This is a genomic window from Corallococcus sp. AS-1-12, from assembly GCF_020036995.1.
In the GTDB taxonomy this organism is placed as follows: Bacteria; Myxococcota; Myxococcia; order Myxococcales; family Myxococcaceae; genus Corallococcus.
In genome coordinates this window covers 76341-102566 of record NZ_JAIQDD010000022.1, presented here as the reverse complement: position 1 = coordinate 102566, position 26226 = coordinate 76341, and the positions used below count along the sequence as shown (strand labels likewise).

At 66.3% G+C, this 26226-nt stretch carries 12 protein-coding genes; 4 read left to right on the top strand and 8 right to left on the bottom strand.

Translation table 11 applies throughout. The features are described 5' to 3' along the window. Window positions 1-470 precede the first annotated feature (470 nt). From K8556_RS27990 to K8556_RS27980, 3 genes are all read left to right on the top strand, one after another. Window positions 471-6548: an RHS repeat-associated core domain-containing protein gene (locus tag K8556_RS27990; RefSeq protein ID WP_223743164.1), complete on the top strand. Its 6078-nt coding sequence runs from the start codon at window positions 471-473 to the stop codon at window positions 6546-6548. 1328 nt (window positions 6549-7876) lie between these two features. Further along, window positions 7877-9847 carry a rhomboid family intramembrane serine protease gene (locus K8556_RS27985; protein WP_223743163.1) on the top strand — a complete coding sequence of 657 codons (1971 nt, stop codon included), beginning with the start codon at window positions 7877-7879 and terminating at the stop codon, window positions 9845-9847. A 254-nt stretch (window positions 9848-10101) separates the two neighbouring features. Beyond that, a complete protein-coding gene (locus tag K8556_RS27980; RefSeq protein ID WP_223743162.1) occupies window positions 10102-10875 on the top strand; it encodes a pentapeptide repeat-containing protein in 774 nt (257 codons plus the stop codon). 9 nt (window positions 10876-10884) lie between these two features. On the opposite strand, the gene K8556_RS27975 is transcribed toward K8556_RS27980, so the two are convergent. Genes K8556_RS27975 through tssK form a run of 8 tightly spaced genes read right to left on the bottom strand, consistent with a single transcriptional unit; the run spans window position 10885 to window position 25345 of the window. After that, the gene (locus K8556_RS27975; protein WP_223743161.1) at window positions 10885-12738 is read right to left on the bottom strand and encodes a hypothetical protein; all 1854 of its coding nucleotides are present in this window, start codon (window positions 12736-12738) and stop codon (window positions 10885-10887) included. Between the two features lie 28 nt (window positions 12739-12766). After that, complete coding sequence (locus K8556_RS27970) at window positions 12767-18313, bottom strand: choice-of-anchor D domain-containing protein (protein WP_223743160.1); 5547 nt, start codon at window positions 18311-18313, stop codon at window positions 12767-12769. 9 nt (window positions 18314-18322) lie between these two features. Further along, window positions 18323-18835, bottom strand: a complete 513-nt coding sequence (locus tag K8556_RS27965; protein ID WP_223743159.1) for a hypothetical protein — start codon at window positions 18833-18835, stop codon at window positions 18323-18325. Beyond that, window positions 18832-22533, bottom strand: coding sequence for a type VI secretion IcmF C-terminal domain-containing protein (locus K8556_RS39555; protein WP_304504014.1), 3702 nt, complete (start codon window positions 22531-22533; stop codon window positions 18832-18834). The genes K8556_RS27965 and K8556_RS39555 overlap by 4 nt, the downstream gene beginning before the upstream one ends. A gap of 3 nt (window positions 22534-22536) precedes the next feature. Next, complete coding sequence (locus K8556_RS27955; RefSeq protein ID WP_223743158.1) at window positions 22537-22839, bottom strand: hypothetical protein; 303 nt, start codon at window positions 22837-22839, stop codon at window positions 22537-22539. Next, window positions 22836-23474 carry a DotU family type IV/VI secretion system protein gene (locus K8556_RS27950; RefSeq protein ID WP_223743157.1) on the bottom strand — a complete coding sequence of 213 codons (639 nt, stop codon included), beginning with the start codon at window positions 23472-23474 and terminating at the stop codon, window positions 22836-22838. Before K8556_RS27950 ends, K8556_RS27955 begins: the two co-directional genes overlap by 4 nt. A 10-nt stretch (window positions 23475-23484) precedes the next feature. Further along, on the bottom strand, window positions 23485-24063 hold the full coding sequence (locus K8556_RS27945) for a hypothetical protein (RefSeq protein WP_223743156.1): 579 nt from the start codon (window positions 24061-24063) through the stop codon (window positions 23485-23487). Between the two features lie 28 nt (window positions 24064-24091). After that, a complete protein-coding gene (gene tssK / locus K8556_RS27940; RefSeq protein ID WP_223743155.1) occupies window positions 24092-25345 on the bottom strand; it encodes a type VI secretion system baseplate subunit TssK in 1254 nt (417 codons plus the stop codon). A gap of 306 nt (window positions 25346-25651) precedes the next feature. On the opposite strand from tssK, the gene tssB reads away from it, so the two are divergent. Continuing rightward, on the top strand, window positions 25652-26212 hold the full coding sequence (gene tssB, locus K8556_RS27935) for a type VI secretion system contractile sheath small subunit (protein ID WP_223743154.1): 561 nt from the start codon (window positions 25652-25654) through the stop codon (window positions 26210-26212). Window positions 26213-26226: the final 14 nt, after the last annotated feature.

Sequence of the window (26226 nt, the reverse complement as noted above, 5' to 3'; positions counted from 1 at the left end):
ATTCGAGAATGACGGGCGCGCACGTCTCGGGACGTGTGCGTTCCAAGGAGACGTGCGCGTGATGAACGTCCGATGGATATTTGTATGTCTTTGGGCTTGGTGTTTGGCATGCACGCCGCAAGGGGAACCCACGCAGTCGCCGCCAACCCAAGCCGAACCTGAAGGACGAGTCGTCACGGAATGGCGCCCTCGGAATCTAAGTGCAGATGCACCCAAGCGTGGCGTGGGCGAGTCCTGTGTCGACGGCGGTGATAGTGCCTGTCTGAGTAGTCGATGTGTGCACGCTCCCGGAGCGGCCTTGGGACAAGGCTACTTCTGTACGAAGACCTGCATGCACAACGAGGAGTGTCCGGCGGGTTGGCCCTGCGCGATCCTGGATGAGGCTAGGCGCGAGGGATTGTGTCAGCCCCGGTTGGCTGCGGAGTCGCTAAGGGACGAGCGTAATGAGTGAGTTTCGAGGGGGAGGTAACATGGACGACCGCGGAAATCCCAACGCAGACGCAGGAGTCGCAGTGAAAGAAAGATGGGGCAAGGGCGTTGTCAGAGGCTTGATGGTCGCTGGCATCATATTGGTGGGCGTTGGTGTCGCCTTCGCGGCGGAGACGCTCACGGATGAAGAGGTGCAACAGCGAGTAGACCAGGAGCCGCTCAGTCCTATCCCGCCCTTGGGGGGGCCTCGAAACGCGGGCGTTTCGGAGGAAGCGCCAGTGCCCGTGGGCTCTCTGCGCCCTTCCTATTCGGAGACCGACTTCAGCGTCTCCTCTGCGATTGGTGGTTTCGCGCTGACGCGGACATTCTCTGCTTCGACTGAGGCGAACACCCTCAGTCCTGCCGAAACGCGGCTGAACTGGCCATTCGGCCGAGTGAGGAATGCGGCTGACTCATACAGTTCCTATCGCTGGACACACAACCTCTTCAGCTATGTTCTTCTTGGCGAGAACCATCAGAAGGACAGCTCGGAGCTTGAGGACGTCATCACGTCTTTCTGCGAGGTGATGACCCCATCTGGCGTGGCTCTTCGCTTCAGTCCCTGCGAGCACGAGGTTGCGGGTACCTATGCAACGTCCATCACCGAGCAGGATGTCAAACTGCGTTGGGAGGGGGATGGATTCACCCTCATCAGTCCTGAGGGGCGCTACCGGTACACCCAGAGTGTGTCGGTAGGTGGCCGAACGAGGGTTCCCATCTACCCCTATACGCAGTGGGGAAATGCCTATTTCCTGACGGGAATCGAACCGAGAACCTACGGAACCAGCACGGTTCCCGGAAATGCAGGACATCGGCTGACGGCATCTCTTCAGTACCACACGGCGACGCCAGCGGGCTGCACCGCGCCGTCAACGACCTTTGTGAAGTCCAGTCAGCTTGTCCAGTACGCAAGCCTGATGAATGGAACGCGGTTGGCTTTCAGTTACACCAGCCTCCCAAAGCAGGACTCGACGCTGGCGTCCACTCACGAGTGTGTCCTGTCCAGGGTTGACCTGGAGGAGGGAAGCTCTGGAACTGGTCTGGGGACGCGCAACGTCGTGACCTACGACTATGCGATGCACAACAGCGATGGCGTGGTTGTTTCGAGCCCCGCAGGTATGTTGGGCGGGGCGCGCTACTACGTAGGCGCGTCAGAGAATGTCCCTGCAGGGGCGGAAGTTCCTGTGCCGACGAAGATGACCTACGTCTGGGCGCATAACTCCTCCAGCGAAACGACGATGTGGAAGGTTTTTCGTGATGATGTGCTTATTTCAAGCAAGCTCCTGCACTCAGAGATGTCCTATGTTCTCGAAGACGGAGATGGGAATACGTGGCCGAACAGGAAGCAGACGGTTTCCGCGGAGAATGCCGTTGAGGGGCCCTGGTGTGGCCCTGGCCGCCTGCGCGGTTCGTGCGCGTCGTCCCAGAAACAGATCTTCACGGAAGAAGTGAGTGCTGGAGATGGCTTCCAGCAGGCTACGATCTCTCTGTCGCGTGCGTTTATTGCCTCTCAGTCGATGACTCGCGGCGTCGCCACAACCGGAGCTGAAGTGAGGTGTGGAAAGGATGGTGTTTTCAACGATCCGTATTGCAAAGGCCTGGGTATAAGCCTTTCGCCACAGCATTCGCGGAGCTGGAAATCAGAATCAATCCGAAGCTCCACTGGAGGAGGCACTCGCTGGGTTTCCCTGGCAAAATTTCAGCGGGACTCACGAAACAACTACGCGGTCTTCACGAATGCGTTGTCGGAACAGGGGAATGACAGCCGGTCGAAAGTCCCGTGGGATCCCTATGGCTACTTCCTGCCTCCTTCGGAGATGCGGACGGCTGTCTTCGGCGCCACCGATTCGAACGGAAGTGGTGCGCTGCTCACGAAGTCATACACTTATGAGTACGGCCGCGCTGGCTCCTATCCGGGCTATGAGCAACAACTGAAGAAGGAGACAGGAACTTCGGCGATGTCCAGCCGCGTGGGTGCCAACGCACAGGCGACCTGGACCTACCAGTATGACCCTGCGACGAACCGACTGTTGGCCAAGGTTCGTAGTGGCTATACTTGGAGCTTCGGGACCAGCTTCGCGGCACCCTTCGTGAAGCACGTGGCGACGTTCTATCGCACCCATCGCTCTTGCTCAGGGGAGTCGCCGGCGAACGCGGATCTTCAGGCACGCGTCGTTGAAGTTGAAGGGCCGTGCTCGGTCCCTGGTCCGAGTGCGACCGCATGTCCTGGTTATGCGCCGGTCACACAGTACTTCTACGGTGCGACGAACGCCTCCAATGGTCAGCAGCAACACCTGGTGCGGAAGCGTGTGTTCACGCAGTTTGTTATTGGTGCGCAGTGTGACAGTACGCCGTACCTTGACACCACCTATGATGCCTACGACGACCAGGGACGGCTGCTTCAGACGACGGATCCGGCGGGCATCCAGACCCGATATGCCTACGCGGCGGGGAAGTTGGTCCGCAAGACGGTAAAGGCGGGTCTACTGGCGGACCTTGTCACGGACTATGGCTATGACAATGGCTCGCACGGCGACTTCATCCGGCATCCGGATGGTCGCTACGAAGTGCAGTGCTACCGGATGGGGACTTCCGGAGGCTGCTCGGGTGGAGTGTTGACGGACAAGCTGCAATGGAAGGCGACGGCCGCCACTCCCTCCGGCGTGAACTACAGCGAGCGGGTGAACTACACCTACCGTATGGGACGTCTCATCAAAGAGGAGACCTTCGCGGCGGGGGGCGTCCTTCGTGCCCGTCGGACCTATGACGCGGACCCGCTCGGTCGACCCACTTATCAAGGCTTTGGCGAGCAGTGGGGGGAGGGGGCCAGTTGGAACTCCACCTACTCGTCAACGGCACTCTTTGACTCCGAGTCCAACCAGATTCGAGAAGGGCTTCCTTATCTGGCGAACTACAGCCGCCCGCCTGCCTTCTGCGGCGGCTTCAACACCACGAATGGGGCGTTGAATGCCCTGCCTCCCGAGTGCCGGGCGTTCGAGTACGATCGTCTCAATCGCTTGGTATCAATGCTGGAGGCGGCGGGTCCAACGGGGGGGAGCGCGGCGACGGCGACCCATATTGCCTATGACGCGGCTGGAAACGTCCGGAGCATCAAGCAGGGCTGCGCGGTCGGTACCAATCTGGACACCTGTGTCAATCAGCCGGCCACCGAGTACCTCCATGACGACTTCGGCAACCTGCTGGAGGTGAAGGCCCCGTGGGGAATGGCTGCGACGCCCGGCCAGACGCCTTCCGCAGGCCCCAGCGTCATCCAGTATGCCTACGACAACCTGGGCAACCCCATCGTCAAGCAGACCTCCAGCATGGCTCAGACTGAGAGCTGGACAGCCTATCAGTACGACGCCATTGGCCGCCCTCTCTGGGCGGACGCGCGGCGGAGCTCTCAGTCAGAACGTCTCTATCAGCATTGGTATGCCGGCCAGGTTCCTGCTGTTCCCGCGAACTGTCCTGCAGCCTTCCCTGGCCAGCAGCACGTCATGGTGGACTCATTTGGAGCGACCTGGTTTCAGTATGATGCCTATGGACGCGTCACCGCGAAGTATCGCGTTCGTGGTGCTCAGACGCAGCCTCCGTCGCAGGACTGCAATACGTCGCCCTTCGTCTCTGGGAAGGACAGTCCGAATCACTTTTTCTCCTACGACTTCGCAGGGAGGTTGGTGGGTGAAATCTACCCGTATGGCCGTGGTTATGAATACCGCTATCATGCTGCCAGTACAGGCATGCCCCACCGGGTAAGCGCCATCTATGCGGCTCACCTGTATCCCGACGGAAGATCAGGCCATGACCCCCTGATTACCGCAGTGGAGTGGGAACCCTACGGCGGCTTGAAGGCCTACCGCGTCCATTCTCGTGGCGAATCGGGAATTCCTATCTCCGCTGAGGTTCGCTACCACCAAGGGGGAAGCAACGCCGGGATTTTGGACTGCTCGTCGGCGTCCTTCTCTCAAGCGGTGGATTCCGCAGGCGTCCCGTTCGGGCGGATCTCAGGCTTGAGCGTAACCCGTGGGACGTTGGGAGACGTCTTCAAGCGGACCTACCGCTACCGGGGAGACCAGTTGCTCGACGAGGATACATGTGTACTCCAGACGTCGAGTACTGCTACACCCAGCACTCAATACTATGGGTCGGAGTCTGGAGCGGCTGGGTTCGACGCTCGGCTGCAACTGCGCAACGTGACCAACTGGCCAGGCAACTCTCCATGGGCAGATCAGTCGATTGCCTATGAATACGATGCTCGTGGTAACAGGACGAACGAGACCCGCAATGGGTTCTCGGTGCAGTCGGAATACACTAGCGCATTCCCCAGGGTGGATCAGCTCGTCACTCGAAAGCACGTGGCGCCCGCGTGCCCGCCTGATTCGGCCTGCCTGCCTTACGACATCACGACCCGCTATCAGCACGACATGTCAGGTCGGATGAGCAATGCGTCCTGGTACCTCAACCAATCGGCGACACAGCCATACTATTCGCTCACTCTCGACGCGACTAATGCTTCTCCAGTGGACCTCGGAGCGGTCTACCGACAGATCTCAAGCACCCAACTTGGAGGCCCGGACCGCAACTACGAGTACTTTTATGATTCCGTCGGAAGGCGCCGCTTGAAGCGCAGTTGGGATGGGCGTGAGGACGAATACTTCTACTCGGGAACACAGTTGCTGGTGGATGTGGGGCAGATCTCCGCAGGCCCGAGCACGACGGACTACGTGTTGGACGAGTACGTGTGGCTTGATGGCCGACCGGTAGCTCTCATCAAGTCCCGTTTCGCTCACTCCCCATTCCTGCGGATGGCGGACAACACCCAGGACTGTGCGCGCTTTGGCATCGAGACGGACGTACCCTGTGGCACCTACTTCCCGGTAACTGATGGCCTCGGGAAGCCCGTTCTCCTGCTGGACTCGAAGGGGCGCATCAGCGGCACCGGCGACTACGAGCCCTTCGGTCACGTAAACAGGCGCACGCACTACGCGGGTGCCGCGAACATGATCTACCCCTACATGGCCCAGCTCTATGCGCCCTCAGGCGCGGGCCTGACAACCCAGGTGCGGGCCCGTTTCGAGTGGGTGCAGGCAAACAAGCAGGGCCGCATCATGCTGACGGATGCTGAAGGCGAGGCCTTGCCAGGTTTTGGTAGCGGCGTTGGGGAGATCTGGGGAGGGGTCAAGGGGCGGGTGACAACCCAGGGGTGGGCGATCGTACCCTCGGATGGTATCTTCTACGTGAGCCAGGGACCGGACACGTCCGATGATTGGGTCCTTACAATAGGGTACCTCAGCGGCTTCGAGTACCGCCGGTTCGAGCCGAACACAAAGCCGGTATGGCTGCCCTTGCGCCTGCCAGGTCAGTATTATGACGCGGAAACGGAGTTGTTCGAAAACTGGAACCGGTTCTACGATCCGAACATCGGTCGGTACTTGGCCCCTGAACCGTTGATGTCGAAGCCGAAGTGGGTAGTCGCTGAAATCGCCTCCGGAACACCACCACTCCTGTACGGCTATGCGAGTAACAATCCCGTTGCATATGTCGACATTGACGGGCTTGATGCCGAAGTTCGCACGCTGTCGACAGATCCGTTTCGCGCATCCGTCCGGACTCTCAAGGCAATCGTGGCTTGGAGAAAAACCCCAGCCGGTGCCAAGGTGTGGGCAGCCATGGAGAAGTCTCCGGTGAAGTACAGGTTTGGAGACGAACGTATTCCGGTGCAGCTCAGTGCCGATGGCAAATCGCAAGCATTCACGGCTGGGAAGACTAATCCGGCCAGCAGTAAATGGGGGAGTGGTGGGTCATCAGGTGACGTCAACATCAACATGGATTGGAGGAACGCTGACGTGGTTGACCAGGACTACAAGGCCGAGGGAAAGCCGATCCTGACTGATGTTGGTAAGATAGCGCACGAGGGGGTCCATGGAATCGATCTCATTACGGGGTATGAGAATCGGTCGCCTGACGACAATGGTGGACCTCTCAATAAAGCCACCGAGGACTATGCCGACGAGGTTGGCAAGAAGACGCAGGATGGCGTTGATTGCGATGTTCTTGGAAAGAGAGTGGTCTGTAGGTAGTAGTGGAGTATTTGTAATTTCTACGGCTTGTTTTGGTTTGCCCGATGGGCAGGTTGAGGAGGCTGAATAATGAAGGCGTCGGGTTTGATGCTGCTCGGGGCATCCTTGGTGAGCGCGGGGTGCGGTCACGCTCGTGGAAGACTGGGGGATGGATACGATTTAGATGGCATCCGGGTCGCCGTGTTTGAGTGTGTGCTGGCGCGTCCTTTTTCCGAGGCCAGTCTTGGTGGTGGGTTTGTCTATTGTCTTGATTTTGAGCGATACGAGTCTGCCTCCTTTTTGAGGTGGGACCGAGAGGGGCCGAGGTTCGTAGTGCCTGCCGCCGAGTGCAGGATTTCTGGTGGCGGTGTCTCATGGGCGGGTCGTCGTCCCGGAGCAGCTTCTGAAGTGGCGAACAAGGTGGAGGGGTCTGTTCTTTCTGTTAGCGAATTTGATTGGGTGAGCCGAGACAGGGTCCACGCCACGCTACGTGCATACTGCGGGGGCATGTGCGGGTCTTGGTCGGACGTGGAACTCGTGCGCTCTGGCAATGGCTGGGAGGTGATGTTGTTGGAGTCGAGGGGGCGATACTGAATGGTCCATTGTCCTGAGGGCCGTTCGTGGCGGAGGGCTATTGGTGCGAGCAGGTTGCTAAAGCAAGAGGCAACTCCACGGTGAGCGTCGCGCCCTGTCCAGGTTGACTGACCACGCGAGGGTTCCGTGGCGAGCTTCGGCAACCTATTCTTTGCCTCCGTCCGTCGCGCTCAGCCTCGCCCGCGCCCTGGTCGCGCTCCAGTCGTAGCGTGACCAGGGGCCCGGAGCGATGCTTCAGCGTGTTGAACAGAAATCTGCTCGCCACCAGTTCCAACTGGTTGCGAGCCCAGCGGCGAACCGCCCCTGGTGACGCTTCGACGATGAGTTCGCAGTTCGCCTTTGATGGACTGGAGCTGGAATTGCTTCATCGCGATGCGAGCCGCGTCCGCCAAGTTTACTTCCTCCATTCGCAGAGGTGTTGCGAATGAGGAGCTTAGGCAATCCTGTGGCTGGAATTGGATTCTCGTCCTCCAGTCGCTTGGTGGAGGACTTTGTGCCGATCAAGGAGGTCACGTTACGTCTGTGTAAGGGAGAAAGCCTGAGGTAGATGTGAATTGCGTGGTTCGGTGGTTTTTCGGGCTTGCGGATAAGGCCTGTTGGGTGCGCCGGGTGAATGCGTGCGCCCTGGCGTGCTATGTCCATGCGCAACGCGCGGAGTTGCTCCGCGCTGCGCTGCATGGGTGGGGGGCCCCGCCCGCCGAGGTGAGGCTTCCGTCATGGTGTTCCTGCTCCCGCTTGGAGTGGATGGTGCGACGTTGGACCGTCGCCCCTGGGTCTCCGTCTCCATCGCCGCCATCTGTGCCGTGGCCTTCTTCATCACCTGGGTGGTTCCCGCGAACCCGGGCGGGGTGGGTGAGGGCGAGGTTCGCGAGCTGCTCCAGGAGACGCTCGCCCATCCCGACCTGGAGCTGCCCCCGGGCTGCACCACGCTCCTGAGTGAGCACGGCAAGGCGCTGCTGGCCCGGCTGAAGGAGGAGGCGGAGGCGCCGGCCGGCGGCGTGGACGTGAATGCGCTCCAGGCACGGCTTGACGCGCATTGTGAGAGCATCCTGGAGGCGAGGGATTCGGGCCTGCTCTACCGCCTGGGGCTCCTGCCCGCGCGGGGCCCGATGCAGTGGGGCTGGCTGACGTACATGTTCCTGCACCTCGGGTGGATGCACCTGCTGGGGAACCTGCTGTTCTTCTACGTCGTGGGGTTGCTGCTCGAGGACGCCTGGGGCCGGCCGCTGTTCGCGGCCTTCTACGGGGTGGGGGGCCTGGTGGCGGGGATCGCCCACTTCGCGCTCGACCCCCAATCCCAGACACTGATGGTCGGTGCTTCTGGCGCGGTGGCGGCGTGCATGGGCGCGTTCTGTCTGCGCTTCGCGACGCGCAAGGTCCGCGTGGGCTACCTGCTCTGGTTCCTGAAGATCTGGCGCGGAACCTTCGGTGTTCCCGGTTGGCTTTGGGCAGGGCTCTGGTTCGGCAACGAGGTGCTCGACTTCCTCCTCTGGGGCAACAACACGGGCGTCGCGGTGATGGCGCACATTGGCGGGTTTGCCTTCGGCTTTGTCGCGGCCAGCGCGCTGCGTGTGACGCGCCTGGAGGAGCGCTTCGTCGCCCCCGCCATCGCCGCGCGTGAGGGCGGCTGGGTGGTGGACCCGCGCATGCTGGAGGCTCAGACGGCGCTGGACGGCGGAGACCGTGAGAAGGCACGGGCGACCTTCCAGCGCATCCTGGCGGACCATCCGGACAACACCGAGGCGCTGCTCTCCCTGGGGCGGATGGAGCTGGAGGACGGCCGGGGGCCTTCCGGCTCCGCGCGGGTGGAGAAGGCGCTGCAGCTTCTGGTCGGACGTGACGTCCCTGAGCCGCTCTGGCACGCGGTGGACCAGTTGGGAGAGCTGTTCCCCGTGGACCGGCTGCGCCCGGGTGTCGCCTGGCGCGTGGCGCAGGGCATGGACCAGGAGGGGGCGCCCTCCAACGTGATGGGGATGGCCGAGTCGCTCTATGTCGCGGCGGGCAAGGGCACCGGCGCCATGGCGGTGCGCGCCCTGATTCGCGCCGCGGAGCTGCGGCTGGCGCGCCGCGACGCGCCGGAGAAGGCGGCGGAGTACCTGGCCCGGGCGAAGCCGATGGCGACCGGCGATGCCGCCACCTTGGCGGAGCGGATTGGCCCACTGGAGCTGGAAGCGGCCCGGATGGAGGCGCGGAGGAAGGACCGGGGCATCGCCCTGGACACGGAGTCCGCCGCGCCACGGACCCGCGCCGTCGCGGCCCTGGCGCCCGCGTCGCCCGGCAGCTCCACGCTGCCCCCGCGAATCATCCCCTGTCGCATCCTGGGGCTGTCCGACAAGGCCCTGATGGTGGAGTCGCAGGGAGGACAGCGCCGGTCGCTGGCCGTCACGGAGGTCATGGCGGTGGCCGTGGGCATGCTGCCCATCGCCGGGCCCGAAGGGACGGCTCCCCGGCAGACGGTGCTCACCGACCTGGTGGTGTCCTGGGGCGACCTGGAGCAGGGGCCGACCGTGCTGCGCATCCCGGCCGCCGGGCTCGGGCTGCCGGAGCGCTATCCCGGCGTCGCGCCACGCGAGGCCTACGCGCGCTTCCTGTCGGCGCTGCTGGAGCACTCCGGCGCCAATGCCCTGCCAGACGCGCCCACGCTGGCCGAGGGCCGCTATCCGCGCTTCGCCACCGAGGGCGAGCTCACGGCGCACTACTACGGTCAGGTGGCCGCGGCGGCTTGACGCGGGAGGGAGACCTCCGGGCCCGGTACCGGCCTTGTTCCCAGACATCGCGGCGCAGCCGCTCGTGAGCTCGGTTCGTGCCCGAGGCGAGGACCTGATTGCGGCGGAACGGGCTGTAGGTGCCTGGGGGCGCATCGCCTCCTGTTCAATCCCGCGTCCACCGTGGTATCCGTGTACGTTGCTGCCCCGCGAGGCCGGGGCCTCGTCCGCTCACGAGACGTATGAGCGCCACCGCTGGCACCAGGGGTCTCATCATGACGTCGGCATCCATTCCTCGCTGGCGGTCCCCCTTTGTTCGCCTCGTGATTCCCGCGACGTTGTCGTTGGGCCTGCTGACAAGCTGTGAAAGCGCCCAGGACAAGCTGCTTCGTGGGTTCATGGAAACCAAGGCGTGTAACGGCTGTCAGTTGGTCGGGGCGCGTCTGGAGGGGGCCGTGCTGCCAGGGGCGCAGCTCCGGGACGCCTCCCTGCGAGAAGCACGGCTTGCTCGGGCGAATCTGCGCGGCGCGGATCTGCGAGGGGCCTCCCTGGCCTCAAGCGATCTGAGTCACGCCGAGTTGCAAGGAGCCCGGTTCGAGGGGGCCTACCTGACGGGCACCCAACTCCAGGACGCCAACCTGGAAGGGGCGGACCTTCAGGGCGCGCGCTCCCTGGAGAGTGCGGACTTCTCGGGCGCCAATCTGCGGAATGCCCGGCTCGCTGGCAGCAGGTTCTTTGGCCCCTCAGGCCCGTATCAACGCACCGAGCGGTCTCATTTCTATTCTGTCCCAAGCGGCGGGGCGAGCCTGCCGCGGGTGGACTTGCGCTCGGCGGATTTGAAAGACGCTGTCCTGGCGTACTGCAATCTGCAAGGCGCCCAGCTTCAGGGCGCCATCTTGCGCGACGCCTCGCTGGAGGGCGCCGACCTTCGCGGCGCGAACCTCCAGGATGCGGACCTGAAAGGCGCCCAACTGGAGCAGGCCATCTGGGTGGATGGCACCCGCTGTGGGCCTGGCTCCGTGGGTCGCTGCGCCCCCGAAAAGCCCTGAAGAGACTTCTCAGCGCTTCGTGCTGGTGAGCTGTTCCTCGAGGGTGGCGCGGACCTTGGGATACAATTCCTGCCTGCTGATGGAGTGCGAGACCCGCATGAAATAGGACAAGCCTCCATAGGATACGGGAGGCGTGAAGTCCCGCTTTGCAAGCGCCAGTGGGGCGGGTTGGGCGTTCTGATACGGGAAATGCAAGCTGGCCTGCCCTTGAATCGTCTGCAGGATGGGCGAAGACAGGGGAGTGACCTCCAGTTGCCCGACGCCTCGCTCCTTGAGGATGCCAACGTAGGTTTCGGCAACGGAGCACAATTCGGCCAGCGCAGCGACCGCTGGAATGCTGATCAGTGCACCGGCCTCGCGGAAGAGTTTGACGGGATCGGTTGGAAGCGCCAGCAGGCTCGATGGCAGGATCTTGTTTGCCTTCAGCAAGACCACGAGCGCGTCCAGGATGCGCCGGAAGGTGACGACGGTATCTCCCCACTCGGAGATCATCGCGCTGACGGGGGTGTGGTTGGCCAGAAGGGTGAAGATGAGGTCCATCAGGTCGGTTCGACTTGAGGACCTGGCGTACCTGGCCTCGCATTTCTCCAGGCGTCCCACGAACTTGTCGTAGGCCGTGTCGAGGTGGAACTGGGCGTAGGCGTCTTCCTTGGTGACGTCGACGTCGATGATGCGGGCCGCGAAGGGCGTCTTGGCGTACTGGGCGGCCGGGGATGCGCTGGTGTTGTCGAAGCTCTGGAGCTGGTTCTCGAAGGTGGCGGCGATCAGATCGCAAAGCGGGCCGCTCAGGGTCTTGGGGTTGACTTGGAGGAACCGGGAGAGCGCCCTCAGGAACCTGGCGGCGTGCAGGTCATCGAAGAATCCCATGAGCGGGTATTGCCCGCTGCTCCGGCGTGCTTCGAAGGCCTTGAGGGTCGGGTGCAGGCTTGTTTCGAGCGCGAGCAGCTCGGCCTGGAAGCGGTTGGCGAGTTCGTTGTTGATGATCTGCCGCTTCTTGATGAGCTTGCCTGCGAGTTCGGCGGGCTCATTGAAGGTGATGACGTTGTTGAGCGCGCAGACGACCTCGCGAGCCTTGGCGATGGTGCCCTGGACGTTTTTTATCGCGCTGATGCAGTTGTCGTAGAGCGCCTTCCCCTTGGTGGGGTCCATCAAGAGCTTCAGGTTGATTCCCAGGGACTTGTCTGTGTCGTGGGGCCTGGTGGACTTGAAGGCGCTCTCAAGGACGCTGGTCTTGAAGGTGACTTTCGAGAGCTGAGCGGAGAAGTCGTTGAACTCCGCCCGTTGAAAGGCGTCATGAAATGGCAGGAGCGAAAAATCGGCGATGACCCGCTGTGTCAAGTCGTACTTGTTGTGGACGTTGATGATCTTGCAGTCCGGGTGAAGCGGCTGGGTGTTGACCTGGTGCTGCCTGGTGAAGAACGGCGTCGAGAGATAGGTGATGCTGCGGATCTTCCATTGGCGCGGCCACGTCTTGGCGGCTTGTTCCGTGAGCTCGTTGATGACGTTCCCGCCATGGGAGTGGCCAATGAGATGGAACGCCACTTCGCGGCCAAGGAAGCCCTTGTAGTAGGCGCTTTGTCCCCCGGAGCCACAGAGGCGGTTGGCGAGGTAGGTCCCGGCGACCTCGCGGTTGGTGGCGCCATTGTCTCCAGTCCATCCATGGGCCGTGAAGACATGGACGTTGGTGTACCGCCGACGCAGGTCCTCGATGGTCTTGCGCAAGCCGATGTTCTCTTGCCAGTACCAATCTGGGTCGAGCATCTTCGTGCTGCGTTGATAGCTCGCGGAGCGGGCCTTCAGGTCGCTGTTGACCGGGTCCACTGTTCCGCTCACCAAGACAATGATGTTGGGGACGTCAGACATGGGTTCCCTCGCTCTCCGACTCGCTGACTCAGCCTCGTTGCTGCGTCCGCCGCGTCTGACGTGCCAGCCCCAGTCCCAGCAGGAGCAGCAGGGCCAGTGCCGCGCCTCCATCCCCGCTGGTCCCACAGGCGCAGCCGCCGCCCGTGCCTCCCAGGGTCCTGGCCTGCCCCTTCAGCGTGAGCGTGGCCTCCGCCGTCGTCTCTCCTCGCAGGCGCAGCTTCAGCGTGCCCTCCGCGGGGCCTCCCACCTGGCCCCGGAAGGTGACGCCCACCGTCGTCTGGGCTCCCGGCGCCAGCTCCGCGTCCAGCGCGCTTGCGTCGATTTCGAACGCCGGGTTGGTGTTCTCCACCACGCTCAAGCGCGCCGGTGACGCGGACTGGTTCGTGAGCGTCACGGTGCGCGGCTCGCTGGTGGCGCCAATGTCCACCCAGCCCAGGTCCAGCTCCAGCGGCTCGAGGGTCAGGAAGCTGGCCACGGAGATTCCCGACAGGGCCACCAGCGCCGCGCGCTCCTGGTCCTTCGTGCCCAGGACCAGCGTCGCCTTCGCCGCGCCAATCTGCGTCGTGTCGTACTTCAGGTCCAACGTCAGCGAGTCACCCTGCGGCAGGGCGCGGCCCTCCGCTCCCAGGACGGGAGACACCACCAGGAAGCTCGCGGCCTGCGGCCCCTCCACCTTGGGGGGCATCACCAGCAGCTCCTGGGTGCTGTCATTGGTGAGCACCACCTTCGCCGTCGCCGGCTCCGCCTGGCGCACGGTGCCGAAGTCCAGCGAACGGTTGAGCGCGCGGAACACCGTGGAGAGCCCCCGGCCCGACAACGACACCTGCGCATCCGGCGACTCGAGGTCGTCCGTCACCACCAGGAGGTTGGCCTTGGACGTGACGTCCGGACGGGGGACGAACTTGATGAAGACGTCCTTCGAGGCCTGGGCCGCCAACGTGAACGGCAGCGTCGGCGCCGAATCCAGGCTGAAGTGCGAGGGCTCGGAGTTCTCCGCCGCGCCGATGATCTCCAGCCCCCTCACCACCAACGGCTGGAGGGATTCATTGGTGAGCCGCACGAAGCGGATCGCCGAGGCGGAGGACTCGGCCACCCGCGCGCCGAACTCCAGCGTGGGGGTGGACAGGCTGAGCTGGTTCGTCCGTCCACGGCCCGCCAGCGTCACGAGCATGGTGCTCGCCTGGCTGTCTTCGGAGTTGATGCGCAGGACCGCGTTGAAGCGCCGCTGCGCGTCCGGCCGGAACTGAACCGACACATCCAGGGTGCCACCCGCGTTCAGCGCCAGGGGCAGCGTCGGCTTCTGCAGGATGAACGCCTTCGCGTCCTCCGCGTCCAGCGAGATGTCCTTCACGATGAGCGTGCTCGCCTCCGTGCCGCTCCCGGCGTCCGTGCCCGCGTCCGCGGCTCCGCCTGGAGCGACGTGCGTCAGCCTCAGCCCGATGCCATCCGACGTCGTGTTCACCCGCGTCCCACCGAAGTCCAGCGAGCCGTCAAAGGCCTGGCCGTCCCGGCGTGTCACCGCGAGCTTCGCCAGCGTGGCCGTTGCCTGGAGGGTGAGCTCCAGCGGAGGCTGGGGGGACGCCTCCACCCGCACCGTGGCCTTGGCCGTGCGGAGTCCTCCCGTCGACCCCTGCGGCGTGAAACGCAGCTTCACCAGGGCGCTGCCATTCGCGGGCACCTTGGGCAGCGTCTCCTGCACGGAGAACTCCGAGCTCCCCGCCGGCAGCGTCACGGAGATGTTCGCGTCGGTGATGCCGGTGTTGGTCACCGTCACCGTCTTCTCCACGAACGAGCCGAAGTTCACCCGCCCGAAGTCGATGTTGGTGGGCGACAGGCTCACGCCGCCCACTCCTTCCACGACCACCTTCACGCTGGTGGACGACGGCTCCGCGTTGCTGGAGATGATCAGGTTGCGCTCGACGGTGAGGAGCTGGGTGGGCTTCGCCGAGACGTAGAAGGCATGCGCGCCGCCGGGCTCCACCGTGAAGGCGGGAACGACGGCGCTCAGGGTGGAGGGGCACGCCGTGGTCTTCTGCGTGTTGTCACGCAGGCAGAACTGGTCCGGGACCGACACGGAGTAGACAACCAACGGGGCCCTGCCGTCGTTCTTCACCACCAGCGGCTGCGGATCCCCTTCGACGGTGATGGCTTGAGGCGCGAACTCGGGGGCGCCTCCGGGCAGCACCATCACGGGCGTGGTGCCTCGGCCCGAGACCTGGATGGTCTGGTCCGTGCTGTCGTTCGAGTTGCTCAGCACGTGCACGGTGCCCGTCACATCCTGCGCGGACTCGGGACGGAAGACGACATCCAGCAGCGCGACCTCGTTCCGCTCCAGGCGGACGGGGAACTGCTGGTTGTTCTGCAGCCGGGCCGTGAAGAAGCCGCTTCCTATCGCATTGTTGATGGTGAGCGGGGCGGAGCCGATGTTCGTCAGCGTGACGGTCTGCGTGCTGGACGTCAGCCGGGGGACGTCATTGAAGACGAGCAGGTTCTTGTTCATCTGCATCTGCGCGACCGCGGCGACACCGGACAGCTTGACGACCAGGCTGGCCGTGGCAGGCGCCTTCGTGGCGAGCGTGAGGTTGGCGGAGTAGTTGCCGGAGAGCTGGGGGGCGAACGTGATCTCGATCTGGCGTGAGCCGTTCACCGGGACGATGGGGTTGGGCCAGCCGAGGACGTCGATGTTGAACGTCCCGAGGTTCGCGGCCACCTCCGCCAGGTCCACATCCACATGCCCTGTGTTGAGGATGTTCAGGGGGAGCACGGCGGAGCTGCCGGGCTGCGTGGCGGCGAAGTTCACGGCATCCGTCGAGGTGATGAACCTGGCCTCCGCGCCAATGCCTCGCAGCGGGAAGTTGCGGGTCGTGACGATGTTGCTCTGGGTGCCCTGGTAGGTGATCTCCAGGCTGGCCTCGTACTGCTGGTCCTCGATGTTGGGACTGAAGGTCACCCGGAAGGGCTGGGGCCGCTTGGCACCCCGCGCGAGCTCGGGCTCGGAGGCGGTGACCGGATCCACGGCGAACGCCGTGCCGGACGGCTGGATGCGGATCTGGGTGACCTTCAGCGGCTCGGAGGCGGTGCTGCTGTTGCTCACGTTGAGGCTGAGGTTGACGTGGGTGCTCCGGTTCTGCCTGTAACCAAAGTTGATCTCGGTCCCGGTGAAGATGGCGTTGGGGCCGTTGGAGTTGCCCTTGACGATGAGCACGGGCGGGAGCTGCCGGTCATTCGTGGTGTAGAAGCGCACCCGCGTCTCCAGGTCGCCCGTGCTGGTCAGGGGACGGAAGCGCACCTTCACCTTGGTCTCTCCGCCCGGCTGCACGGTCTGGGGCAGGAAGTCGACCACCTGGAACAGGGCGTCGCTCTCCGGGATGACCTTCGACAGGAACAGGGCCTGGTTGCCGGTGTTGCGCAAGGTCGCGTCGGCCGTGGACTCGCCTCCGGGAGCGACGTTGGGCAACGGCAGGGGGTTGGTGACCAGGGTCAGCTCCGGCGCGAGCGCCCGGCCGGTGATGGTCACGGAAGGCGCGGGCTGCGAGGCATCCGTCTGGAGTTGGAGCGTCTTCGAGAACAGACCCGAGGAGGTCGCGGCGAAGGTCACCGTCACCGGGGCCGTCCCCCCGTTCTTCGGGAGGGTCAGTCCCTCCGCCGGGATGCCGGAGACCGAGAAGGGGTCCAGGAGGCCGGAGGAGACGGGGAACACCTTGATGGGCCAGTTGCTGCTGTTCGAGAGGATGACCTGCTGGGTCAGGGGCTGGTCGCCCACCGTGTAGTCAGCGAAGGTCAGCGTGGTCGCGCTGACGCCCAGCGAGGTCTTTCGCGCGGTGCCATGCAGGGGCACGGTGGAGACACAGGACGTCGTGGGCGACGTGCCGAAGGTGAGCACGCCATCCACGGCGCCGCTCTCATTGGCGCCGGGGTTGAACGTGATGAAGAGCTCACGTCCCGCCGGGCCTGGGGCCAGCGTGAACGCCGCGCTGGGGCTCACGGAGAAGGCGCTGCCGCCCGTGGTCACCGTGGGCGTCACCGTCAGCGAGACGTTCCCCGTGTTGGTCACCGTCACCTTCTGCTGCTCACTGCCCACGTCTCCTGCCTCCTGCTCGGCGAAGACGAACGAAAGCGGGGAGATGCCCAGACAGGCATTGCCGGGCGTCGTCGTGCCGGACAGGTTGAGCTCGGGCGCGGCGGTGTCGTTGCTGGTGAAGGTGAGCTTGCCGCTCGTGGCGCTCGTCGGCGTCGGGTGGAACGTCAACTGGAGGCGCTGGGTGTCTCCGGGCGCCAGGCTGAAGGGGCCCGCGGTATCCACCCGGAAGGGAGAGCCCGCCGGCAGCGTCAGGGCGGTCACCTTGAGCAGGCTGTCCCCGCCGTTCTTGACCGTGACCTCCTGGGGCGCGCTGTCGGTGTTGAACGGGGTCTCTTCGAAGGCCACGTCCGTGCGGCTCAGGACGAGCTTCGGGCTGGACGGCGTGCCGCCGGTCAGGGTGACGGCGGGCACGTCGGCGCTGTTGATGGTGAAGCTGAGGGTGTGCGTCCAGTTGCCCGTCGCCGTGGGGCGGAACGTCAGCTTCAGCCGCTGGGTGTCTCCCTTCGCCAGGCTGAAGGGGCCCGCGGTGTCCACGCGGAACGGGGAGCCGGCGGGCAGCTTCAACTGGCTCACCGTGAGCAGGGCGTCGCCGTCGTTCCGGACGGTGACCTCCTGGGTGGCGCTGTCGGTGTTCACCGGCGTCTGCTCGAAGGCCACGGAGGCGCGGCTCACATAGAGCTTCGCGGGGGACAGCCCCTCTCCGGTGAGCGCGGCGGAGGGCGGGGTGGGGCACACGACGGAGGAGCTCGTCAGGAAGAGCGAACCGGAGAGGGGGCCCAGGTCATCGACGGTCAAGGGGTTGAAGCTCACCACGAGCGTCTTCGAGCTGGCGGGCGCGAGGGTCACCGAGGCGCCGGACACGCTGAAGGGGGCCGTGGCGGACGGCTCCATCGTGAAGTTCGTATTGCCCAGGTTCATCACCGTGACGTTGCGCGGTGTCGAAGTCCCCAGCTCACGGGCGCCAAACGCCACGGACGTCTGGCCGAGCACGATGAGCGGGCCCGAGGCCTTTCCATCCAGCGTCACGACGATGGACGGGGCGGCGGGATCATCCGTGTAGAGCGTCAGCGTGCCTTGGGCGGTCCCGGGCTGGAGCGGAGCAAAGCCGATGCGCACGGTCATCGCGTCCGTGCTGCTCACGGGCGTGATGGGCACGGAGCAGTTGGTGTCGCAGCGGTTGAGCGCCGTGTCGTAGATGCCGTTGAAGGTGAAGCCTCCGGTGGTGGTCACCCGGTGGACCGTGAGCGCCGTGCTGCCGGTGTTGAACAGCTTGATGGACTTCTGCCTCGGCGCGCACGGAGCCTGGTCGCCGAAGTCGACGGCGGTCTCCGACACGCTGAGCGAGGCCGCGGGATCCGCGGGGAGCAGTGCGGCACCTTGGTCCCGGACACGCGCATCCCTGCTGTCCGCGACAGCGGGGGGCTTCTCCGCCTCGGGACCGCAGGCGGTCAGGACGCACAGTGCAGCCGTCAGGATGAGCAGGATGCGTTGCATGAGGCGACCTCAGTTCTCGGCGTGGAGGGCCGGGGCCTTGGCGGAAGAGGAGGGTGGGGGCTTCGGCGCGGCGGGCGGCTCGGGCGGCTTCGCCGCGTCGTCGCCTTCCTTGGGCGCCGCGGGCTGCGTCCCCGTGCGGATGCGTCCTTCGAGCAGCTCGATGTCCAGCGAGCCCGGCGCGGGCGTGTTGACGAACTGCTGCCAGGTGCCGTCCGGCGCGGTGAAGAGGAACGACACCGCCACCGGGGCGTTCTCCGGCAGCGGCACCTTCATGCGCTGCAGCGTCCCCGGGTAGATCAGCGCGGACAGCAGCACGTCCGCGTCCGGCTGGAAGATGCGCGCGGAGACCTCGCCGTAGGACTCCACGGCGAACTGCTTCGGGTCCACCTTGCGCACCAGCATGTACAGCGGCCGGCCCTGGTTCGTCCCCGACGGGGCCTTCACGCTCAGGTGCAGCGTGCTCGGCTGGCACGCGGCCAGGAAACACAGCGCCAGGGGGATGCAGCCTGCCCACGGTTTCATCGCGGCACCTCGCGGAACGGGATCCAGGGCTCACCCTTGAGCCCGAAGCGCAGGTCCATCACCCCGTCCGTGGACGTGGCGCCCCGCGCTCGCAACGACCAGCGGCGGTGCTGCGGGTCCTCCGTGGACTGCGAGGACTCCAGCAGCCGGAAGCAGCTCCACGCCGAACGCGACTTCTCCAGCGACGCGTACTGCACCGACTGGTCCGCGGGCGCGCGCACCTCCAGCATCAGCGACGCCGTCTGCTGGTCCCACCACGCCAGCGGGAACTCCTGCCACGACGGGCTCTGGTTGTACGCGAGGAACGTCGTCTTGCCGCACTTGAGCGAACCCAGCGTGACGAAGCTGCCCTGCGTGGGCGCCTTCGGCAGCGGCAGCGGCATCACCTGCAGGAGCAGCGGCCGGGGCCGCCCCTCCGTGTCCCACAACATGCGGGCCAGCCGCGACAGCCTCCCCAGCGTGGGCAACATCCCCTGGGGCAACGTCATCCGAGACTGGAGCGCGCCTCGCGCCACCCACTCGGAGCCCCGCTCCTCGCACACCGGCGCCAGCACCCGCGTCACGAACTCCCAGAACGCGCCGTCCTGCTTGCGCAGCACCTCCAGGTCCCCCGGATCCACCTCCTGCGTCGCGTCCGGCGTGAACGGATAGCGGCCCAGGAGCGGGCGCAGGAACCGGCTCGAGGCGTCGTCCCACTGCCGCTCCAGGGTCCGCTCGATCTCGCGCTGCCCCAGCTCGCGCACCGCGAGGAACGGCTGACGGAAGGGCTGCCGCAGCTCTCCGATGAGCCCCTGCTGGTCCAGCCACGCGTCCACCTTGCGCAGGTAGGACGTGTCGTCCTCCAGCATCATCGCGAAGGCCAGCCGCCCCAGCGGCGTCAGCAGCTCCGGCAGCCTCGCGGCACCGCTCGCCGGCTGCGCGCTGCCCGTGGCCAGGCCTCCGTTGAGCGACGCCGTCGCCTCCGCGGGCACCACGCCCGGGCGGGGCACCGCGTTCAGCTCGTCCGACATCTGGGCCACCAGCGCGCGGTAGGGGTTGAGCGCCGTGTAGTTGCCCGTCTCGTCCGGCTTCATCACCGTGGCGATGGGCTTGAACGGCGCGACCGCGTTGCGCAGCGACTCGTAGAAGGGGCCGTCCAACGGCTCCAGCGCCACGCCCTGGGCCACGTCGCGCAGCATGTCCACCAGCTCCGAGGACGGCTGCGTGAGCCGCGACAGCTCCTCCGACAGGAGCGCGGGGATGACCGCCTGGAAGCGGTAGCCGGACACGCGCTGGAACAGCCGGTTGCGGTACTGGAACGCGAACTGGTTCACCTTGCGGCGCACGTGCTCCTGGCGCTGCGACACCTCCTCCACCGGCAGCCCCGCGCCCTTGATGCGCGTGGTGAACTCGTCCACCAGCGGGCGCAGCCGCGTGTCGAACTCCAGCCGGTCCGCCGCCAGGGTCGCGCCGCCGCGCGCCGCCACCGCGTCCTCGCCCTCCACCACGCCGAAGGGCAGGCGCCCCGTCTTCTCGTGGTAGCGCAGGAGCGCCTGGTGCAGGAGCCGCGAGCTGTCCTTGGGGCGGAACTCGAAGGTGCTCTGGAGCACCGGCACCTGGAGCACCGTGGGGCCGTTGCCCGGCAGCCACAGGCCGTCGCGCACCAGCAGCTCCGCCACGGTCATCTTTTGCACCGCCTTCACGCCCAGGTACGCCTCCTCCTCCATGCGCAGCACGTTCGTCAGCGCGTCCCGGTGGTCGTTGATCCACGCCACCGTCTTGAGCGTGGAGGGGATGCCCCGGAAGCGGCTGGTGTCCACGCGCGCCTCGGAGGCGGCCAGGAGCTCCAGCGCGCGCGGCAGGCTGCTGAAGCGCGCGCTGTCATCCAGCAGCGCCTGGAGCCGCCTGCGCTCGTCCTGCATGGACTCCAGGTCCGCGTCCAGCCGCTCCAGCTCGCGCGGCTCCACGGCCCGGTTCGCCAGCAGGTCCTGCAGCCGCCGCAGGTGCGCCTGCCACGGCATCAACTGCGCCTCCAGCGTGAGCGGCTCCGGGAAGGGCCAGCGCGCCCAACTGGCCTCGGGCGTGTCCGGCGCCGACCAGGGCGGGTTGCTCATGACGACGTAGTCGGCCACCAGGGACTCGTTGAGTCCCACCGCCGTCACCCACGAGCGCCCCGCCTCCAGCGCCGCCAGGTCCCCCGCGGGCTCGGCCGGGCTCCCCTCCGACACGAAGCTCCAGTTCGGGCGCGTCTTCAGGCTGGACAGCACCAACTGCCCCAGCGGCTCCTCGCGCGAGCCGTGCAGCGTGGCCAGCAGGTAGACGACCTGCTCCGGACGGCACGTGTCCGGCTGGCGGTGGCACTTCTCCAGCGCGGGCCGGATGTGGGCCTCGCGGATGCCGCGCGCCAGGCGCTGGCGCAGGTCCTCTCGCGCGCCGGTGAAGCTGTAGCGCAACAGCGGCCACGTGTTCATCGCCCGCCACAGCGAGTCCAGGGACTGGCCCGCCGCGAGCACCGGCTCCTGCACCGCGGCCCCGGACACCTCCTGTCCCTGGTCGCGCATGCGCTGGACCATGTCCTCGAAGCGCTGCACGCGCGTGCGCGCCTGGCCCAGCCTCCACGCGAAGTGCCCGTACGCGACCAGCAGCGGCAGCGCGAACGCCAGGCCCAGCAGCACCGCCCGGCGCAGGTGCGTGTGCAGGTAGCGGTCGTGGACCGCGCGCGCCGTGCTGGCCTCGGCGGACACCGAGAGGACGTCCGGGTCCCTGGCGTCCTTGTCCGCGGAGGACAGCGACACCGTGGCCAGGCTTGGCGCGTACGCCAGCGTCTGGCCCTCCATCAGCGCCGTCACGAAGCGCGACAGCGCCTCGAAGGGCGCGTGGCCCTCGGAATAGAAGCGCTCCAGGCGCTCGAAGGACTCCACCGGCAGCGCCGTCAGGCCCAGCGCCAGGTACTGCTCCTGCGCCTTGAGCAGCGAGCCCAGCTTGCCCTCCTGGCCGGCCGGGGGCAGGGGGAAGCGCAGCGGCACGTGGTGCGCGCGCAAGAGCTTCGCGAAGTCCGCGTACCCCTCGCGCTCATCCAGGTGGGTGAGGCACACGCGCGTCTCCAGCGCGCCGCCCCGCACCTCCGCCAGCAGGTTGAGCTTGCCGCGCAGCAACTGGGCGGCCCGGCGCACCTCGTCCGGGGGCGTGTCCTGAAGCCAGCGCGCGTCCAGCACCAGCACCGCCAGCGCCTGCTGACCGCCGCCGAAGCTGTCCTTCCACAGCCGGCGCAGCGCCTCGCGCGCCTGGGGCGATTCGTCCTCCAGGAGCTGCGGGGACACCTCCTGGGCGACGACGTCCGCGCCCAGGTACACCTGGAGCAGCGAGTCGTTGAGGAGGCTGGGCAGGAACTGCCGCGCCTGCCGCTTCCAGTCCAGGTCCAGCTCGATGAGCCGCGACTTGCCCGCGCCCGCAGGCCCCATCACCACCACACCTGGCAGGTCCCGCACCGCCACGCGGTGGCGCAGGGGCAGCCCGGCCAGGAACTTCTCGCGCACCTTGCGCAGCCGGTTCTTCGCCAGGGGCTCCGGCGCGGCGGTGCCTCCGGCCGGCGCGCTCTTGCGCTTCGCGCGCCACACGAGGAACAGCGGCACGAAGAGGGCCAGCAGCGCCAGGAGCACCAGCGCGTACGGCTTCCACTTCGGCGGGATGAACGCCGTCAGTTTCTTGAGGACATCCATGGCTCAGCGCTCCCCCCAGCCCAGGACGTTCCCGGCCCGGCCCGAGCGATGCAGGGCCTCCAGGACGTCCTCCAGCGTGTCCACCATGCCCGCGAACGACGCGCGCACCTTCTCCTGCTCCTCCGGCGACAACCGCGCGTCACCCGGCCCCGGCATCAAGAGGGAAAGCGTCCGGGCCAGCTCGTTCAGCATGGGCTCCAGGCCGTGGCGTCCGACGTCCAGGCGCGCGGCGAGGGTCCGGCGCACCTCCTGGAGCAGGGCGGGCGCCGCGTCGATGGGGGCCGCGGGCGCGGCTTGCGGCTTCACCGGGTCACCCACCAGAGCAGGCCCTGCAGCCCCAGCACGCTCGCGGCGCTGACGGCGTAGTAGCGGACGGGGAGGGCGTAGAGCAGCGGCCCCGGGGACTCGCCGGACGCGGCGGGCGCGGGCGGTGGCGGGGGCGTGACGATGCGCGCGGACAGCCGCTCCTGGTACTCGCGCAGCTTCGCGGTGTGCCCCAGGTAGCGGCCTCCGAAGCCCGCCGTGATGCAGAAGTGGAGCATCTCGAAGAGCAGCGCGGGGGAGCCCGGCTGGTCCAGGCGTTGATCCGCCAGCGTGTAGAAGGCCTCGCCGCCGCCGTCCTCGCCGAAGAGGCGGTACTGCAGCAGCGGCCACAGCGGCTGCTCCGCGTCCGCGAGCCGCAGGAGCACGCGCTCGTCCACCAGGTAGGTGAAGGGCCTGAGCGCGTCCTGCACCTCCTCGTCGCGGGCGTGGGCGCCCAGGCCCGCGCGCAGCCGCTCAATCACCTCCAGCAGCTCGTCGTGGAGCCTGCGCAGGCCCTCGCGGCCCAGGAGCCCCGCCGCCGCGGCCGAGCCGGGCGCCACCTGCGGCAGCCACCCGTCCAGCACGGACTGGGCCTGCCGGTACTGCGTGAAGACGACCTGCCAGTGCTCGAGCTTCATCGCGCCCCCCTCAACCCACGTTCACCATGCCGCCCTTGAGTTCCGCCACGGCGTCCGACTTGAGCGAGAGCTGCGTCTTCGCGCTCACCTTCACCTGTGGCCCCTCCAGGGTGACGTCCGTCTGCCCCTCCGCCTTGATGGACGGGGCCTTCAGCTTCACCGCGCCGCTCTTGGCCTCCACCTGGACGTCGGCGCCCTCCACGTTGAACTTCGCCGTCGCCTTCATCGTCACGGCCTTGTCCGAGGAGAGCGTCGCGTCCTTCGCCGCCTTCTGCGTCAGCTCGTCCTTCGTGGTCACCGTGAAGGCCTTGAGGCTCTCCAGCGCGAACGTGTCCTCGCTCTTCCACGAAGACGCCTTCGAGGAGGTCACCTCGATGGTCTCCGCCTTCAGCACGAAGGACTTGCAGGTCACCGTGACGCTGTCCTGCTTCTGCACGATGGTGCTGGTGGCGCTGTCGCCCTTCACCTCCAGGGTGATGGCCTCGCCGTCCATCTTCACCGTCTGGAGGATCTTCCCGTCCTTGTCCTCCGTGGTGAGGACAATGCCCTTCTCCTTGTCCATGTCGATGATGCAGATGAGCTTGGGCATGCGCGCCGTTCCCCCCTTCGGTCCGCCGTCAGGCCCTGCGCCAGTAGAGGAGCACCTGCGCCCCTTCGAGCGCGGGCGTGGCGAAGAAGGTGAGCCCGTCCTCGCGCGTCGCGGACTGCCACTCCTCGCTCTGGGGCGTCAGTTGGTACCAGTCGATGTCCGCGTCGAAGGAGTGGGGGAACGACGGGTAGGCCACGTGCCGGTACGGCACGCCCTTCAAGGCCTGGCGCCGCACCGCCGGCAGCCGCAGGGGGCTGGCCAGCTTCACGCCCTCCATGGAGCGGGGCCGGTCGCGCTCCTGCCGGCGCACCAGCAGGTAGAAGTCATCCGGCGGCGGCGTCTCCTTGGGCAGCGGCGTCAGCTTGAAGTGCCCGTCCTGGAAGTCGAAGGCGCGGTAGGACATGGGGCTGGCCTGCGGGCGGAAGCCGCGCGTGAGCAGCTCCATCCACCGCGCGAGCCCCGGGCCCGGCGCCTCGTGCTCGTACGCGGGCAGCTCGTCGTCCGGCTCCGCCTCCAGGTAGCAGCACGTCTCGAAGTACAGCCGCCGCAGCGCCTGCACCAGCGGGTACGGCGGCGGCTGCATGCCCTGGCGCATGTCCTGGCGCAGCACCTGGAGGCTGCGCACCTCGCACAGCGCCCGCCGCGCGCTGGCCAGCCGGTCGCCCCGCACCAGGCCCTCGCGCAGCGACGTGCGCAACTGCCCCTGCGCCTGCTGGAGCAGCCCGTCCAGTTGCTCGAACAGAGGCTCCAGGAACGGGTGGGGGCCCACGCTCAAGAGCGGCGGCAGGTGCGTGGCGGACAGCCGCCAGGGCCCGTCCGCGTTCCGGGTGAAGACCGCCAACGACAGGCTGCTCACCGTGTCGTCCACCACCGGCTCCAGCGACAGGCACAGCCGCCGTCCCGCGCGCACCACGCTGGGGGTCTCGGCGCCCGCGGGCGCCACGTCCTCGCGGGGCTCCAGCACCGCCAGGAGGTGCAGGTACACCGTCACCCGCGTGCGGCCCGTCTCCTCGAGTGACAGCGGCGTCACCTCCGCGTTGCCCGGCACCTCCACCAGGTGGCCGCCCGGCAGCACCGCGGTCAACTCCTCCAGCGCCACCGAGCCCTTGGCGAGCAGGACATCATTGAAGCGCAGCGCGCTCACGCCCACCACCGGCAGCCCCGCGAACCCCGCGTAGCGCCGCGCCTCCGTGGAGAGGGATTCCTCCTGGGCCCGGAAGTGTTCAGGCAGCAGGGTCTGCCCCTCCTGCCACAGGACTCGCGCGAGTGTGTCTGGGTTCATGACCAGGGGTGGCGGGAGACGTTTTGTCACAGGGACCGCCCGGGGCAAAAGCTTGCTCGGGCTGGTGACAATGTTTAGAAAAAGCTACCGGCCTGGGGCCAGCGGCGTCAAGTGAGCCTGGACGATCCACCGTGTCTGGTTCCTTGCCCCGCAAGGCATGAAACATCATGGGTTGGGTCGTTCCTGTCTCACTGGGTGATGACGCGCCCGCTGTATCAGGTCATGTGTTGGGGGTGTATTGCTTTTGTGTATTCGTCTGGTTTATCAATTCTTTTACAAACGGCGGTTCAGTACTTGGGGGTACTCATGGCCATCACCGACGAAATTCCCAGATCACGCATCACGCTGACCTACCGCACCCAGGTGAATGGCACCCGGGCGGACAAGGCGCTTCCGTTCCGGCTGCTGGTGATGGGGGACTTCTCCAAGGGCACCTCGGTGGACCGCAAGAAGGACCTGGATCAGCGGGAGATCCGCAACCTGGATGGCAAGAACCTGAACCAGGTCATCCAGAACATGGGCATGACGCTGAACTTCAGCGTGCCCAACCGCGTGGACAAGAAGGACCCGGTGGACGGCTCGGCGCCGGCGCCGCTGCAGGTGAGCCTCAAGCTGGACTCGATGAAGTCCTTCACCCCGGCGGACGTGGCCCGGCAGGTGCCGAAGATCAACGCGCTGCTCACGCTGCGCAAGCTGCTGCTGGAGCTGCAGGGCAACCTGGACAACCGCAAGGAGTTCCGCCAGTTGGTGCGCCAGCTCGCGCAGAGCCCGGAGGCCGTCCAGAAGCTGAAGACGGAGCTGGCCGCGTTCAAGTCGATGAGCCTGCCGAAGCTGGCCGCGACGAACCCGCAGCCGCCGACGACGTGATGCCGGGCGCGAGC

Bases quoted from the DNA above. Each gene is read 5' to 3' on its own strand.
- K8556_RS27990 (WP_223743164.1), top strand. From the start codon at position 471: ATGGACGACCGCGGAAATCCCAACGCAGACGCAGGAGTCGCAGTGAAA.
- K8556_RS27980 (WP_223743162.1), top strand. From the start codon at position 10,102: ATGACGTCGGCATCCATTCCTCGCTGGCGGTCCCCCTTTGTTCGCCTC.
- K8556_RS27975 (WP_223743161.1), bottom strand. From the start codon at position 12,738: ATGTCTGACGTCCCCAACATCATTGTCTTGGTGAGCGGAACAGTGGAC.
- K8556_RS27970 (WP_223743160.1), bottom strand. From the start codon at position 18,313: ATGCAACGCATCCTGCTCATCCTGACGGCTGCACTGTGCGTCCTGACC.
- K8556_RS27965 (WP_223743159.1), bottom strand. From the start codon at position 18,835: ATGAAACCGTGGGCAGGCTGCATCCCCCTGGCGCTGTGTTTCCTGGCC.
- K8556_RS39555 (WP_304504014.1), bottom strand. From the start codon at position 22,533: ATGGATGTCCTCAAGAAACTGACGGCGTTCATCCCGCCGAAGTGGAAG.
- K8556_RS27950 (WP_223743157.1), bottom strand. From the start codon at position 23,474: ATGAAGCTCGAGCACTGGCAGGTCGTCTTCACGCAGTACCGGCAGGCC.
- K8556_RS27945 (WP_223743156.1), bottom strand. From the start codon at position 24,063: ATGCCCAAGCTCATCTGCATCATCGACATGGACAAGGAGAAGGGCATT.
- tssK (WP_223743155.1), bottom strand. From the start codon at position 25,345: ATGAACCCAGACACACTCGCGCGAGTCCTGTGGCAGGAGGGGCAGACC.
- tssB (WP_223743154.1), top strand. From the start codon at position 25,652: ATGGCCATCACCGACGAAATTCCCAGATCACGCATCACGCTGACCTAC.